The 13,758-nt window shown below is 68.9% G+C and carries 15 protein-coding genes; 6 read left to right on the top strand and 9 right to left on the bottom strand.

The window, feature by feature from the left end; translation table 11 throughout:
- Window positions 1-83: 83 nt before the first annotated feature.
- The 3 genes from B7K20_RS13375 to manA are packed head-to-tail and all read right to left on the bottom strand — an operon-like array spanning window position 84 to window position 3,298.
- Complete coding sequence (locus B7K20_RS13375; RefSeq protein WP_084099653.1) at window positions 84-788, bottom strand: metal-dependent transcriptional regulator; 705 nt, start codon at window positions 786-788, stop codon at window positions 84-86.
- A complete protein-coding gene (locus tag B7K20_RS01025) occupies window positions 785-2,116 on the bottom strand; it encodes a UDP-glucose/GDP-mannose dehydrogenase family protein (RefSeq protein ID WP_084099652.1) in 1,332 nt (443 codons plus the stop codon). Before B7K20_RS01025 ends, B7K20_RS13375 begins: the two co-directional genes overlap by 4 nt.
- Window positions 2,117-2,146: 30 nt before the next feature.
- Window positions 2,147-3,298 (bottom strand): mannose-6-phosphate isomerase, class I, encoded by a 1,152-nt coding sequence (gene manA / locus B7K20_RS01020; RefSeq protein ID WP_084099651.1) that lies wholly within the window; start codon window positions 3,296-3,298, stop codon window positions 2,147-2,149.
- 41 nt (window positions 3,299-3,339) lie between these two features.
- Here manA and serC point away from each other — a divergent pair, with 41 nt between their 5' ends.
- Complete coding sequence (gene serC, locus B7K20_RS01015) at window positions 3,340-4,464, top strand: phosphoserine transaminase (protein WP_084099650.1); 1,125 nt, start codon at window positions 3,340-3,342, stop codon at window positions 4,462-4,464.
- Window positions 4,461-5,372, top strand: a complete 912-nt coding sequence (locus B7K20_RS01010; protein WP_084099649.1) for a CAP domain-containing protein — start codon at window positions 4,461-4,463, stop codon at window positions 5,370-5,372. Before serC ends, B7K20_RS01010 begins: the two co-directional genes overlap by 4 nt.
- Window positions 5,373-5,439: 67 nt before the next feature.
- Here B7K20_RS01010 and B7K20_RS01005 read toward each other — a convergent pair whose 3' ends face one another.
- Entirely contained in the window at window positions 5,440-6,402 is a 963-nt protein-coding gene (locus B7K20_RS01005; protein ID WP_084099648.1) for a DUF3027 domain-containing protein, read from the bottom strand.
- Window positions 6,403-6,411: 9 nt separating this feature from the next.
- Window positions 6,412-6,795, bottom strand: a complete 384-nt coding sequence (locus B7K20_RS01000; protein WP_084099647.1) for a cold-shock protein — start codon at window positions 6,793-6,795, stop codon at window positions 6,412-6,414.
- Window positions 6,796-7,016: 221 nt separating this feature from the next.
- On the opposite strand from B7K20_RS01000, the gene B7K20_RS00995 reads away from it, so the two are divergent.
- The 3 genes from B7K20_RS00995 to B7K20_RS00985 all read left to right on the top strand — a co-directional run bounded on the left by B7K20_RS00995 (window position 7,017) and on the right by B7K20_RS00985 (window position 8,526).
- Complete coding sequence (locus B7K20_RS00995; RefSeq protein WP_084099646.1) at window positions 7,017-7,787, top strand: hypothetical protein; 771 nt, start codon at window positions 7,017-7,019, stop codon at window positions 7,785-7,787.
- 155 nt (window positions 7,788-7,942) lie between these two features.
- Window positions 7,943-8,230 (top strand): WXG100 family type VII secretion target, encoded by a 288-nt coding sequence (locus B7K20_RS00990; protein WP_084099645.1) that lies wholly within the window; start codon window positions 7,943-7,945, stop codon window positions 8,228-8,230.
- A 29-nt stretch (window positions 8,231-8,259) separates the two neighbouring features.
- A complete protein-coding gene (locus B7K20_RS00985; protein ID WP_084099644.1) occupies window positions 8,260-8,526 on the top strand; it encodes a DUF4031 domain-containing protein in 267 nt (88 codons plus the stop codon).
- Window positions 8,527-8,747: 221 nt separating this feature from the next.
- Here the strand turns inward: B7K20_RS00985 and groL are convergent, their stop codons facing one another.
- The 3 genes from groL to B7K20_RS00970 form a co-directional block, all read right to left on the bottom strand.
- On the bottom strand, window positions 8,748-10,373 hold the full coding sequence (gene groL / locus B7K20_RS00980; protein ID WP_084099643.1) for a chaperonin GroEL: 1,626 nt from the start codon (window positions 10,371-10,373) through the stop codon (window positions 8,748-8,750).
- 256 nt (window positions 10,374-10,629) lie between these two features.
- Window positions 10,630-11,262, bottom strand: coding sequence for a LytR C-terminal domain-containing protein (locus B7K20_RS00975; protein ID WP_084099642.1), 633 nt, complete (start codon window positions 11,260-11,262; stop codon window positions 10,630-10,632).
- A gap of 9 nt (window positions 11,263-11,271) precedes the next feature.
- Window positions 11,272-11,562, bottom strand: a complete 291-nt coding sequence (locus tag B7K20_RS00970) for a DUF3263 domain-containing protein (RefSeq protein WP_084099641.1) — start codon at window positions 11,560-11,562, stop codon at window positions 11,272-11,274.
- A gap of 106 nt (window positions 11,563-11,668) precedes the next feature.
- On the opposite strand from B7K20_RS00970, the gene B7K20_RS00965 reads away from it, so the two are divergent.
- The gene (locus B7K20_RS00965) at window positions 11,669-12,337 is read left to right on the top strand and encodes a uracil-DNA glycosylase (RefSeq protein ID WP_084099640.1); all 669 of its coding nucleotides are present in this window, start codon (window positions 11,669-11,671) and stop codon (window positions 12,335-12,337) included.
- On the opposite strand, the gene B7K20_RS00960 is transcribed toward B7K20_RS00965, so the two are convergent.
- The gene (locus B7K20_RS00960) at window positions 12,334-13,746 is read right to left on the bottom strand and encodes a signal peptidase I (RefSeq protein WP_159449284.1); all 1,413 of its coding nucleotides are present in this window, start codon (window positions 13,744-13,746) and stop codon (window positions 12,334-12,336) included. The genes B7K20_RS00965 and B7K20_RS00960 overlap by 4 nt on opposite strands.
- Window positions 13,747-13,758 lie beyond the last annotated feature (12 nt).

Below are 13,758 nucleotides of genomic sequence, written 5' to 3'. Positions count from 1 at the left end.
ACCTGCCCCAGAGGGGGTCTCTGGAGCCATCTCAGGTGCCCGACGAGGTCGTGTCCTCTCGAGTCAATAAACGCCCATGTTACCTAATCGTGATCAAAATCCAAGTCGGCGACCGCGAACACGTGCCTCGCGGCGTCCCAGGCGAGGGTGATCTCGCCGCTCTCCGCGACGACCCTCACGCCCTCCTCGGTGCCGCTCACGCAGACCGTCTCCCCAGGTATCAAGCCGACCAGCAGAGCGTCCTTGAGGAAGCCGACGGCCGCCTGCGGGTTCTCGCCGATGCGCGTGACGCGGACTTGAGAAATTCCCGCATCCACGGCCGCCTCGAGCGACATCGGAGCGCCAGCGGTGCCCTCGGCGGCCTCCCCCACACCCAGCTCGTCGAGGCCAGGGATCGGGTTGCCGTAGGGCGACATCCGCGGCGCGCCCAGCATCTCCACCAGGCGTCGCTCCACGCGATCGCTCATGACGTGCTCCCACCGGCACGCCTCCTCGTGGACGTAGGGCAAATCCAGCCCGATCACGTCCACCAGCAGCCGCTCGGCAAGGCGGTGCTTGCGCATCACCCGCATTGCGGTGCGCTCGCCCAGCTCCGTCAGCTGCAGGCTGCGATCGGGCTGCAGCACCACCAGGCCGTCGCGCTCCATGCGGGCGATGGTCTGCGACACCGTGGGGCCCGAGTGCTCAAGCTGCTCCGCAATCCGTGCGCGCATCGGCACCACGCCGTCCTCGATGAGCTCCCAGATAGTGCGGAGGTACATCTCCGTGGTGTCGATGAGGTCGCTCATGAGGCGAGGCGTCCCATGCCGCGGTAGGTCCAGCCGGCGTCGATCCAGGCTTGGGCGGGTAGGCAGTTGCGGCCGTCGATGACGCGGGCGTGCTTGACCATGTCCTTCACAGCGGTCGGGTCGAGTTCGCGGAACTGGGTCCACTCGGTCGCGACCACGACGAGGTCCGCGTCGCGGCAGGCGTCCTCGACGTTGTCGACGTAGGTCAGGGTGGGCCAGACCTTCTTGGCGTTGGCGTTGGCCTCGGGGTCGTGCACCGTCACGGTCGCGCCCTGGAGGTGGAGCTTGCCGGCCACATCGAGGGCGGGCGAGTCACGGATGTCGTCGCTGTTGGGCTTGAACGCGGCGCCGAGGACCGCGACGCGAGTACCAGGGAGGTCACCCATCAGCTCGCCGGCGAGGCTGATGACGTGCTCCCGCCGGCGCATGTTGACGCCGTCGACCTCACGCAGGAACGTCAGCGCCTGGTCCACACCCAGCTCGCCGGCGCGCGCCATGAACGCGCGAATGTCCTTGGGCAGGCATCCCCCACCAAAGCCCAGGCCGGCACCCAGGAACTTGCGGCCAATGCGGGCGTCGTGACCGATCGCGTCCGCGAGGTCCACCACGTCGGCGCCGGTGGCCTCACACACCTCCGCGATCGCATTAATGAAAGAGATCTTGGTCGCCAGGAACGCGTTGGCGGAGACCTTGACCAGCTCGGCGGTGGCGAGGTCGGTCACCAAGAAGGGCGTGTCACGCTCGATGGCCTCCGCGTACACGCGACGGGCCACCTCCTCGATACGGCCGGGGTTCGCCGGATCCACGCCCACCACCAGACGGTCGGGACGCAGCGTGTCCTCGACCGCGAAGCCTTCGCGCAGGAACTCCGGGTTCCAGCCCAGCTGGGCGTCATCGCCCACGGGCGCGAGCTCGCGCACGCGCGCGGCCAGGCGCGCGGCCGTGCCCACCGGGACGGTGGACTTCCCCAGGATGGTCGCCGGACGCGTCAGCAGCGGCGCGAGGGTCTCGATGACCGCGTCCACGAACGTCATGTCCGCCGCATACTCGCCCTTCTTCTGCGGCGTGCCCACACCAATGAAGTGCACATCGGCAAACTCGGCGGCTTCGCGAGCGTCCGTCGTGAAACGCAGGCGGCCCGAGTCCACATGCTTGCGCAGCAACTCCGGCAGGCCGGGCTCGAAGAACGGCACCTCACCGTTCGACAGCCGCGCGACCTTCTCAGGATCAATATCGACGCCGATGACCTCGTGACCCAACTCGGCCATACCCGCGGCGTGAGTAGCACCCAAATACCCGGTACCAAAAACGGAAATGCGCTCGCTCATGCCGCCACCCTATCGGTGCAAGGTCCTACGTTAAGCCCGCCTGCAGGCCGTGTGGGCGACCGCCGTGATGCCCTCGGCGACAATCCGGGCGTCCCCTTCGGCGGCCCGCACAAACAGCGCCTGTCCGGCTGTGAGGGTCTTCACCTCGTCGCCCGCGGCGACGCTCGCGGTGCCCGTCACGCACAGGACAATGCGCGGATCGGCTCCCACGGTCGCCTCTCCCTCGTTGACCACCGTGAGCGCGAACTCGTCCTCGACGGTCTCGAGGCGGCGCACAGCCCCTTCGCGCGTTTCCTTCGGCCGCTCGGCCTCTGCCGGCACGGCGTTGGCGAGGGTGAGCAGCAAGGGCACGTCGATGTGCTTGGGCGTCAGCCCCGCGCGCACTACGTTGTCCGAGTTCGCCATGATCTCCACGCCGAGGCCCGACTGGTACGAGTGCAAGATCCCCGCGCCCGTGAACACGGCCTCACCCGGCTCCAGTTCGACCAGGTTGAGGGCGAGCGCGACGATGGCGCCGGGGTCCTGCGGGAAGTAGCCCAAGGCATCGGCCGCGGCCCTCAGCGAGGTGCCGGGGGCCGATGCCGCACCCACCCGGGCGAGCGCCGCGTACGTCTCCTCGTCCGCACCTCGGGTGAGGATGTCGGCGAGGAACGCCTCAGCATCCTCCGCGCGCGCGAGCGCGCCCGCGAGGACGTCCGCGCGCTCGGTCCCCAGCGCGCGCAGGTCGGCGGCCGTGTCCTCCAGGTCGCGCACACCAGCGAGCACGCGCATCGGCGTAATCGCAACGACCATCTCGGGCTTGTGGAACGGATCGAGGAACGAGTGCGGCGCACCGCCCGTGCCGCGCTGCTCGCGGGCAAAGCCCTCGCGCGCTTGCTCGAGAGTCGGGTGCACCTGGATCGACAGCGGCTTCTCGATGGCGAGGATCTTCAAGAGATAGGGGAGACGGGCGCCCCAGCGCTCCACGGCATCGGCCCCCAGCATCTCGACCGGATGCTGGGCGATGAGCTCGTCGAGCGGCATGTGGCCGTGCTCGTCGGGCACCCACGAGGGCGCGGAGTCGTGAGCACCCCACCACGCCTCCGCGTAGGGCGTGCCGTCCGAGCCAAACCCCAACAGGCGCGGGATGTCGTCGGTGGTGCCCCAGTCGTAGTGGCGAAGGGTCGGAGTCAGTCGCTGCACGCGCGACAGTCTGCCAGTCGTCGCCGCACTACGCTGGCGCCATGGCGACCGAACTCAGCATCCCCACCGATCTGCTGCCGCGCGACGGCCGCTTTGGATCGGGCCCGTCCCGCGTGCGCGACGCCCAGATTCAGGCGATCGTGGACGCGCAGCCCACGGTGCTCGGCACCTCGCACCGCCAGGCCCCCGTCAAGAAGCTGGTGAAGGACGTGCGGGAGTCCCTCGCCGCTCTCTACCAGCTGCCGGACGGCTATGAGGTGCTTCTAGGCAACGGCGGCTCGACGTCATTCTGGGACGCCGCGACCTTCTCGCTCGTCGAGCGCCGCGCACAGCACTGTGCGTTTGGCGAGTTCGGGGCGAAGTTCGCGAAGGCGACCACGGATGCACCCCACCTCGAGGCATCGGACGTCATCGAGGCCCCTGCGGGTGAGATCGCGCTGCCCGTAGCTCGCGACGGCATCGACGTGTATGCCTGGCCTCACAACGAGACCTCCACCGGCGCGATGGCGCCCGTCATCCGCCCCGAGGGCGCGAGCGACGCGCTGACAGTGATCGACGGCACATCCGCCGCGGGGGGCCTCGCGCTCGACGTGACCCAGGCTGACGTCTACTACTTCGCTCCCCAGAAGAGCTTCGGTTCCGACGGCGGGCTGTGGTTCGCGCTCGTCTCCCCCGCAGCTATCGAGCGCATCGAGCGCGTCGCCGCGTCCGGTCGCTACATCCCGGAGACCCTCGCACTCGCAAATGCCCTGCAAAACAGCCGTCTCGAGCAGACCCTCAACACGCCCGCGCTCACGCCGCTGATCATGATGCGAGAGCAGTTGTCGTGGATGCTCGACGGCGGCGGCATGGACTTCGTGACCGGTCGCACGTCCGAGTCAGCGCGCCGCATTTATCAGTGGGCGGATGCCTCTGAATACGCCGTGACCTTTGTCACACAGGCTTCTGCACGGTCCTCGGTAGTAGCTACGGTCGACCTGCTCCCGCCGGTGGATTCGACCCAATTGCGCTCTGTCCTCCGTTCCGCGGGAGTCGTAGATATCGACCCGTACCGCAAGCTCGGCCGCAATCAGATCCGCGTAGGGATGTTCCCCTCCGTCGATCCCGATGACGTCTCCGCGCTCACCGCGTCGATCGACTGGATAGTGGAGAGATTGCTGACATGACCGAAACGCAGGAAGTCCTGGACCCCCGCCGGCCCCGCCGTCGCGCGATCCACGTCTTCCTGCTCGGCATGATCCCGCTTGCGGTGGCGTCGACGGCCGGAGCCGCGGCGGGCGAGTATCTCCCCTCACCCGAGCCTGCCCCGGTCAACCTCGCCGTGGAAGACACCTCGAACGCAGATGAGACTCCCGAGCCCGACATCACCGCGGGCATCGTGGCGCCCGGCACGGTCGCGAACGTCGACGTCGCCGCCTCCGTCCAGGCGATCAAGGTGACCGTCCCCGAGCCCGAGCCCGTCGTCGAGGCCCCCGCCCCAGTCGTCAAGCAGGCGAGCACCGGCGCCCAGAAGGCTCCCGCGCCGGCCACGAAGGCCACGAAGGCCACGACGAAGCAGACGACGCCCCAGCAGACCACCACCCAGAAGTCGACCGAATCGACCACGAAGGCCACGACGACCACCACTACTAAGAAGTCGTCGGGCACCACCTTCCAGCAGTACTGCTCCTCGCCCAAGAGCCCCTACAGCGCCAGCGGCGGAGCGAAGGCCCTCATGGCCGCCGCGAACAAGGAGCGCGCCCGCATCGGCATCGCACCGCTGACCTGGAGCAGCTCGCTTGCCTCCGCGGCCACCAGCTGGTCCCAGTCCATGGCCACCAAAGACGGCCAGACGGATGCGACCATGGACGCCCTCGCCCACAACCCCAACCGCCCCGGCGCCGAGAACGTCGCCGTCAGCAGCTCGACCGGCGGCGTGTCCGAGTCCGCCGCCCACAACCGGGCGCACAGCGGCTGGATGTACTCCAACGGCCACTGCCTCAACCTCATGAACCCCGCGTACACGCAGATGGGAGCGGGTTCCGCCGCCACCCCCGACGGCACCACGCGCTACACCACAGCGAACTACCGCTAACTTTCACGCAAACGAACGGCCGATGCCGTGGCGGGCCAGCCACGGCATCGGCCGGTTTTTGTGTCGTTTAGTGGGTGTCCGTCGCGTCGTCGACTTCGGGGGTCTCCTCGACCGGCGCATCCTCGACGGGGGCCTCGTCGGCGGGGGCCTGCTCAGCAGACGCCTCGGCAGCCTCCGGGGCTTCGAGTTCCGCCGGGGCTTCGGGCGCGGCGTGTGCCTCCTCAGGCTCGGCCTGCGCCTCAGGCTCGGCCTGCACTTCCGGTTCCGCGGGAGCCTCCGCCGCAGGCACCTCAGCGGCTACGGGCATCTCCACGACGGCGTCCGTGTCGAAGACGGGGTTGTTGGCGGGCCAGCGCGTGGACTGCTGCTCGATGTCCGTCTGGGAGTGGGCGCCGCAGCCGTGGTCGACAGCGACCACCTTGCCGTCGGACGGCGACCACTCGTTGGCGCAGGCGCCGAACTCGGTGCGCAGCGACCCGGTGAGTGGGATAAAGAACGCGCACGTCGAGCACTGCTGCGCCGAGGCAACGGCGGACGGCGCGGTCGGGCCATGCGAGCCGCGGTGCCAACGCTCGGCGGCGCTGTCGCGTCCCGTGGGCGCCAGGACACGCTCGCGGCCCAGGCCGAGCTCCCAGATCTCCATGGCGTCCTCGAGCTCGGGGTCGGTGACCTCGTAGCCGGGCATGAGGCGCGCGTCCTCGTGGATCTTGGGAAGCACCATCGACGGCTCGAGGTCGCCGGGGCGCACGCGGTCGGCCCACGGAATCCAGGCGGGCGCGAGCAGCGCGTCATCGGCGGGCACCAGGTGGGCCTCGCACACCTTCGCCTCACGGGCGCGCGGCGCGCGCGAGAGCGTCACGGACCACACCCAGCCGCGGTAGCCGGGCATGGCGCACGCGAACAGGTGCGTGACGAGACGGTCCTCGTCCTCGTGCGTCCCCAGGTGTTCGCCCACCCATTCGGCTCCCTCGGCAACCTCGATGGCGGTCTCGCGGGCAAGGTCGACGGCGGCGTCCAGCACTGCGTCCATGGCGGAAGGTCACGCCTCCAGTTGGTCGGCGACGGCGCGCAGAACGGAGGCGACCTTCTTGCCGCGCTCGCCGTCGGGGTAGCGGCCCCGACGCAGGGAGTTCGAGACGCCGTCGAGCATCTTGATGAGGTCCTCGACGATGACCGTCATCTCCTCGGGCTTCTTGCGCAGCCCCTGGGAGACGGTCTTCACGGGATCCAGGATGGACACGGCGAGCGCGGACGGGCCGCGGCGACCGTCGGCGACGGAGAAGTCCACGCGGGTGCCGGGCTTGGGAGACGACACGCCGTCGGGCAGCGCCGACGCGTGGAGGAACACCTCATCGCCGTCATCGCTAGCGATGAAGCCGAACCCCTTGTCAGAGTCGAAAAACTTCACACGGCCGGTGGGCACATCTACCTCGCTGGTCTCATCAGGGCGCCGCGAATTCGACGCCCGCCCAGTCTAGCCGCAGGGGCAGACACGCCGGCTCGCCCCGGTCCCAGGTGGTGGCGGCGGACGTAAGGCCGATGCTACGGTCACCTGCCGTACGCCGCACGAGTTTGCCTCGGCGGCCCTTCGAGACGCACACTGGAACCGTGCACAACCGCACGACCACACGGCTGAGGTGAACTATGGGCACGACCCTCGTCCCCGGATGGCTGGTTCCCGCGTACATGCGCGCCGCCGTCAGCGCTGGAGCGACCGCCGATCAGGCGCAGATCCAATCCGCAGGCCAGCGCCTGTTGGATCGCTGGTGCGAACCCGCGCGCTATTTCCACGGCGTCAGCCACCTGGTTGACCTCCTGCAGCACGTGGACGAGCTTCAGCAGGAGACTCAGCGCCCCCACGTCGTGCGCCTGGCCGCCTGGTACCACGGCGCCATCTTCGACGCCGACGAGCGTGCGGCCTACGCCAACCGCGGCGGTGAGGACGAGGTGGCATCGGCTCAGTACGCGCGCGACGAGCTTGCCGCTCTGGGACTCCCGGCCGCGAGCGTCGACAAGGTCGCGGCCCTGGTTGCGGGCCTCGTACGCCACTCGACCGGTCAGGGCGACGCGGCGGTGCTCTCGGACGCCGACCTCGCGATCCTCGCCGCCGACCCGCGACGCTACAAGCAGTACGTCCAGTCCGTACGCGCTGAGTACTCGCACATCCCCGAGGCCCGCTATCTCGCCGCCCGTCGCGCCATCGTGACCAAGCTGCTGGGCCGTGAGCGCATCTACATCACTCCCCTGTGTGGCGACTGGGAGCGCCAGGCTCGTCAGAACCTCACGGCGGAGCTCGCGTGGCTCGACCGCGACGACGAGCGCTGCCGCCTCGACACCGCCGCGCTGTCCTCTGCCGCGGTGGCCGACGCGGTGGCCCGCGACGCCGAAAGCGCCGCCGCCCACTCGGCGCGCTAAGCCCCGCTGAGGCGCCTGCGGCCCGACTCCCACCGTTCTCCCCAGCCCCACCCCACGGTGGGGCTTTTCCACGAGAGCCAGCCACGGCATCGGCCGCCCAAGCGGTTCTTCCTAGCGTGATCAGCGTTGATCCCACCGCTGAAAGGAAGACAGCCATGACCCGTTTTCATGTCGACGCCGCCGAGGTCGCTCAGGCGTCAGCGATCGCCCAACGCTCGGGCGACACGATCCGTGCCGAGGTCGCCGCGCTCGTGTCCCACCTCACGGCCCTCGAGGGCACGTGGCAGGGCGGCGCGGCGACGGCGTTCGCCGGCGTCCTGGACCAGTGGCATGCGGCGCAGGCACAGGTCGAGGGCGCCCTCGACGCCCTCTCCGTGGCCCTCGGCACTGCAGCGACCGCCTACCAGGATGCGGAGGACGCCGCGACGCGCATGTTCGGGTGAAGCCCTCGCGGGGGCGTAGGGTCGCCTCCGTGACCGTGCTGATCGACCCGCCGCTGTGGCCCCGCCACGGCAAAATCTGGGGGCACATGGTCTCGGACGCGTCCCTGGAGGAGCTGCACGCCCTTGCGGCCGCGGCGGGCATCCCCGCGCGGGCCTTCGACCGCGACCACTACGACGTGCCCGAGGACCTTCACCCACGGCTCGTGGAGCTGGGAGCACAGCTCGTGGACGCACGCGAGTTGGTGCGCCGCCTGCGCGCCTCCGGACTGCGCGTGACGGGCGCCCAGCGCCGCTGATCTCCCGCTGCCACCATCGGTGTGGCCCACACATGGGAACCGAGTGACGGGTGAGGCCCATGGGGAGCCGCGGCAGGCCCCCTCGGCCACTATGCGTCACAGCTGTGGGCCAAACCGATGGCCACCTCCACACACGACGGAGGCGCAGACACGACGAAGACCCCAGGGCGAACCCTGGGGCCTTCGTGTGCGTATCAGCGCGGACGCTGAGGCGGCGGGGCTTAGAAGCCCATGCCGCCCATGTCGCCACCGCCGGCCGGCATGGCCGGCTCGGGCTCGGGGATGTCCGCGACGACGGCCTCGGTGGTGAGGAACAGGGCCGCGATCGAGGCCGCGTTCTGCAGCGCCGAGCGGGTGACCTTCACCGGGTCGTTGACGCCGGCGGCGAGGAGGTCCTCGTACACGCCGGTCGCAGCGTTCAGGCCGTGGCCGGTCTCGAGGCCCTTGACCTTCTCGACCACAACGCCGCCCTCAAGGCCGGCGTTGACAGCGATCTGGCGCAGGGGCGCGGAGATAGCGGCCTCGACGATGCGGGCACCGGTGGCCTCGTCACCCTCGAGCTCGAGCGAGCCCAGGGCGGCGGCGCCAGCCTGGATGAGGGCCACGCCACCACCGGCGACGATGCCCTCTTCGACGGCAGCCTTCGCGTTGCGAACGGCGTCCTCGATGCGGTGCTTGCGCTCCTTGAGCTCAACCTCGGTGGCCGCGCCCGCCTTGATGACGGCAACGCCGCCAGCGAGCTTGGCGAGGCGCTCCTGGAGCTTCTCGCGGTCGTAGTCCGAGTCCGAGTTCTCGATCTCGGCGCGGATCTGGTTCACGCGACCGGCAACCTGCTCGTCCGAGCCGGCGCCGTCCACGATCGTGGTGTCGTCCTTGGTGACGACGACCTTGCGGGCCTGGCCCAGCAGGTCGAGCGTGGCGCCCTCGAGCGACAGGCCCACCGACTCCGAGATGACCTGACCACCGGTGAGGATGGCCATGTCCTGCAGCATCGCCTTGCGGCGGTCACCAAAGCCGGGGGCCTTGACGGCGACGACCTTGAGGTTGCCGCGCAGCTTGTTGACGACCAGGGCCGCGAGGGCCTCGCCGTCGACGTCCTCGGCGATGATCGCGAGGGGCTTGCCCGCCTGCATGATCTTCTCGAGGATGGGCAGGAGGTCCTTGAGCGACGAGATCTTCGACTCAAGCAGGAGCACGTAGGCGTCCTCGAGGACAGCCTCCTGGCGCTCGCCGTCGGTGACGAAGTAGGGGTTCAGGTAACCCTTGTCGAAGCGCATACCCTCGGTCAGCTCCAGCTCGATACCGAGCTGGTAGGCCTCCTCGACGGTGATGACGCCTTCCTTGCCGACCTTGTCCATCGCCTCGGCGATCTTGTCGCCGATCTCCTGCTCACCGGCAGAGATGGCGGCGGTCGCGGCGATCTGCTCCTTGGTCTCGACCTCCTTGGCGGAGGCGAGGAGCTCGGCGGTCACGGCGGCGACAGCCTTCTCGATGCCCTTCTTCAGGGCGATCGGGTTGGCGCCAGCCGAGACGTTGCGCAGGCCCTCGCGCACGAGCGCCTGGGCGAGCACGGTGGCGGTGGTGGTGCCGTCACCCGCGACGTCGTCGGTCTTCTTGGCAACTTCCTTGACGAGCTCGGCGCCGATCTTCTCGTACGGCTCCGACAGCTCGATCTCCTTGGCGATCGAGACACCATCGTTGGTGATGGTGGGCGCGCCCCACTTCTTCTCGAGCACGACGTTGCGGCCCTTGGGGCCGAGGGTGACCTTGACGGCGTCGGCGAGGGCGTTCATGCCCCGCTCCATGCCGCGGCGGGCCTCCTCATCGAAGGCAATCATCTTTGCCATGGGTGTGAGTCCTCTTTCGATGACGGTGGCTGGTCAGTCGCCCGCGACGGACGACGCCTGCTGCGGACGTTCACGTCACGACCGCGCTGGGCGCCTCGACTGCTAGCCGAACTTCGTTAGCACTCTCGGGTCGAGAGTGCTAACGCCGATTCTGGCACTCTCCCCTGCCGAGTGCAAACCGTTCAGGGACAGTTCACGCATAGCGTGACGCTTCGACTCCAACCGGCCGATGCCGTGGCAGCCTTCGTACGAGCCGTCAGTTCCCGGGGTTCGTGGCGAGCAGGACCTCGATCTCGGCGCCGCCAGGGGTGCCGTCGCCCGAGATCGCGTCGATGCCGAGCGCGTCCGCGACCTCCTGGGCCGTGTCGGCCAGGGTCTCGTCGCCGTAGGTCACCACGTTCGCGCCGCCGGGGATGTTCCCCGCGGCGATGTTGTTGGCCTCGATATTGGTGAAGCCCGCGTCCTCGAGGATGGCCTGCTGTTCCCCCGCGAGCCCGGAGATTCCCGCACCGTTGCGCACGTGCACCTGAGCGTCGTAGTTGATGACGGGCTCGGGCTCCTCGGACGGGGTCTCCGAAGGCTCGGCCGAGGTCGATGCCGACGCGGAGGGCTCCGCCGACGGCGTCGCCGAGCCGCTGGGCTCCGGGGAGGCGGTCGCCTCAGCCGTGGGCGTCGTCGTGACGGTGGCCGCGGGCTCGGGCTCGTCGGAGCCTTGGCCGGAGTTCCACAGCATGACGGCGACGAGATAGGCGATCAGTCCGGCCGCGATGAAAGCGAACAGCGGAGGCAGTACCCGACCCCACCACGGGATGGGGGTGCGGTGAACACCAACAGGACCCCCCTGGTCGGCGATGTCGTCGAACTCGTCGCGGTCGTATTCCTGTGGCACGTCGTCACTCTAGCGAACGGTCGCTCCGCCCCAGGAACGCGTGGACCGGCCGCGTTGGCGCGCCGCGCGCATGCGACGCAGGCGCTTGACGAGCATCGGGTCGGCCGCGAGCGCCGCGGGCGAGTCGATGAGGGCACCCAGCACTTGGTAGTACTGCGTGCTGGACAGGTGGAACAGCTCGCGGATGGTGTCTTCCTTCGCGCCGCCGTACTTCCACCACTGGCGCTCGAAGGCGAGGATGGCGGCGTCGCGTTCGGACAGGCCCTCGGGCTCATGCGCCGCGATTGCTGGCTCACCCATGCGCCACCTCCCTCACGCGTGCTGGTGGACCCCAGCCTAAGCGGCAGGTGAGGCCGAATCGTGCAGGCGACCACGGCACGGCCCGCGTGTCGTTAGGGTGAGCGCCATGGTGCAGCCGTGGCGGGATCAGGTGGCCGATGACTGGGCGGCTGCGCTCGAGCCGGTAACCGCGCAGTTCGACGCGGTCGGCGAGTTTCTTCGTGCCGAAGTCGACGCCGGTCGCGGGTACCTTCCGGCGGCCGATGCCGTGCTGAGGGCCTTCCACGCCCCCGTCAGTTCCGTACGGGTGCTGATCGTTGGCCAGGATCCGTATCCCACGCCCGGCGATGCGGTGGGACTGAGCTTCTCCGTGGCTCCCGGTCACCCGATGCCGCGCTCGCTGCGCAACATGGCGCGCGAGCTGGCCGACGATACGGGAGAGGTGCTCGCCTCCGGCGACCTGTCTCCGTGGGTCGATCAGGGCGTGATGCTCCTCAACCGCGTGCTCACGGTCGCGCCCGGCGAGGCAGGTTCTCACCGCCGGCGCGGATGGGAGGCGATCACGGAGCATGCGATCCGGGTGCTCGCGGCGCGAGGCGGGCCGCTTGTCGCGGTGCTGTGGGGACGGGACGCGCAGAATCTGGCGCCGCTCCTGGACGGTGTGCCGTGCGTCATGTCGGCACACCCGAGCCCGCTGTCGGCATCACGGGGTTTCTTCGGATCACACCCGTTCTCAGCCGTGAACCGGCTGCTGGTCGAGCAGGGCGGCGAGCCCGTCGTGTGGGGGACGCGCTAGCGACAGACGGACGTTGCCGTCGCCGCGTTCGCACGGGCGTAGGCGTCAAGGCCGCCCCAGAAGGTATCTCCGCTGTTGTAGTTCTGGACCGGCTGCATCAGCCGCAGCGTGGGCAGCGAGCTGCACACATACCCGGGAGACAGGGTGACTCCCGTCACGGTGGGAGTGACCACCCGTGGCGTGAAGCCCATGTAGTCGGCGAGATTGACGACCAGCACGACATAGGGCGCCTTGGTCGAGCCTCCGTAGTAGAAGTTGCCCTGAGTATTGGCGCCGCTACTTGAGGCGGGCCAACCGGAACCTGACGCGCTCGACAGCGTGCAGGAGTCGCCCGTGGGGGCTCCTGCGGAGTTGACTCCAATGCAGTACGGGCCCGTTGGCTCGGGTGCAGGACCCTCCCACGTGGCGAGGAAGAGCCAGCCACCGATCTTCACCACGACGACTCCGACGGAGTTGGCGTTGTACTTTTCACCACTCGGCGAGGCGATGGTCGGATTGCTTGAGGTGGCGCCCGCAAGGAGTTCGCCGGTCCACTTTTCCTTGCCACCATTGTTGTGGACGAAAACCTCAATGGGGAGTTCTGCGCGTTGGCAACTCGCAGGCAGGTTCGCGAGTTTCACTTGCGAGTACTGCTGCCCCTGAGCGGTCCCTGCGGGGCTCACCGTGAGTGCGCCCGAAAGATCCGCGCACGGACGTAGCGTGGTGGCGAAGGTGCTCGACGTCGTCGTCACCGACAGTTGGGCTGCGCTGGCGGGCGTCACGCTCGCCATAGTGATGAGAGTGGCCGCGATAACGAGCGCCACGACTCCGGTCCCAGAGCCCGTGACCTTGCGGGGTGGGGATGCCTTCTGCTCGACGGGGTCGGAATCCGTCACGTCGGTGATGTCGCCGTCATCGGAACCGCTGGCGCCGCTGCCCCTACTCGGCCAGATCAGGACGGCGAGCGCGAGCAACAGGATAAAGAACCACGTCACCGGGTTCAGCAACACGACAGTGAGGTGACCGACCACGGGCAGGTGGACCTTCACGACGCCGCGTACCTCATCGCCCTTCGGCTCGAAGGGATCGATGAAGTCGTTGTTGTCGCCCTGCAGCACCCATCCGTCGTTGGCGCTGCCACCGACGATGCGGTGGACGATCTGAGCGCCGCCGAGCTCCTCGGGTGCGTAGACGATGACGTCGCCAACCTGGGGCTCACCGGTGCGGGCAATGACCAAGTCACGCGGCTCGTATGTCGGGAGCATCGACTCCCCCGACACGAGCACGTAGGAGGTCCCGCCGTGCAATGTGATGGGCCATGCAAACCACGCCACGACGGCGAGCAGAATCCAGGCGGCAACGTTGCCGGCCGCCCGGGCACCTCGACGAAGCGCGCCAGGGCGCGCCTCGTCGAGGGTCTGCTCAGCCATCGCGATGGGCAT

This window comes from Demequina sp. NBRC 110051 (genome assembly GCF_002090055.1).
Classification (GTDB): Bacteria; Actinomycetota; Actinomycetes; order Actinomycetales; family Demequinaceae; genus Demequina.
This window is presented reverse-complemented; position numbering and strand designations above follow the sequence as displayed.

Coding starts and splice junctions, on each gene's coding strand:
- B7K20_RS01010 (WP_084099649.1), top strand. CDS start 4,461: ATGACCGAAACGCAGGAAGTCCTGGACCCCCGCCGGCCCCGCCGTCGC.
- groL (WP_084099643.1), bottom strand. CDS start 10,373: ATGGCAAAGATGATTGCCTTCGATGAGGAGGCCCGCCGCGGCATGGAG.
- serC (WP_084099650.1), top strand. CDS start 3,340: ATGGCGACCGAACTCAGCATCCCCACCGATCTGCTGCCGCGCGACGGC.
- B7K20_RS00970 (WP_084099641.1), bottom strand. CDS start 11,562: ATGGGTGAGCCAGCAATCGCGGCGCATGAGCCCGAGGGCCTGTCCGAA.
- B7K20_RS00965 (WP_084099640.1), top strand. CDS start 11,669: ATGGTGCAGCCGTGGCGGGATCAGGTGGCCGATGACTGGGCGGCTGCG.
- B7K20_RS00995 (WP_084099646.1), top strand. CDS start 7,017: ATGGGCACGACCCTCGTCCCCGGATGGCTGGTTCCCGCGTACATGCGC.
- B7K20_RS00960 (WP_159449284.1), bottom strand. CDS start 13,746: ATGGCTGAGCAGACCCTCGACGAGGCGCGCCCTGGCGCGCTTCGTCGA.
- B7K20_RS00990 (WP_084099645.1), top strand. CDS start 7,943: ATGACCCGTTTTCATGTCGACGCCGCCGAGGTCGCTCAGGCGTCAGCG.
- B7K20_RS01005 (WP_084099648.1), bottom strand. CDS start 6,402: ATGGACGCAGTGCTGGACGCCGCCGTCGACCTTGCCCGCGAGACCGCC.
- B7K20_RS01025 (WP_084099652.1), bottom strand. CDS start 2,116: ATGAGCGAGCGCATTTCCGTTTTTGGTACCGGGTATTTGGGTGCTACT.
- B7K20_RS13375 (WP_084099653.1), bottom strand. CDS start 788: ATGAGCGACCTCATCGACACCACGGAGATGTACCTCCGCACTATCTGG.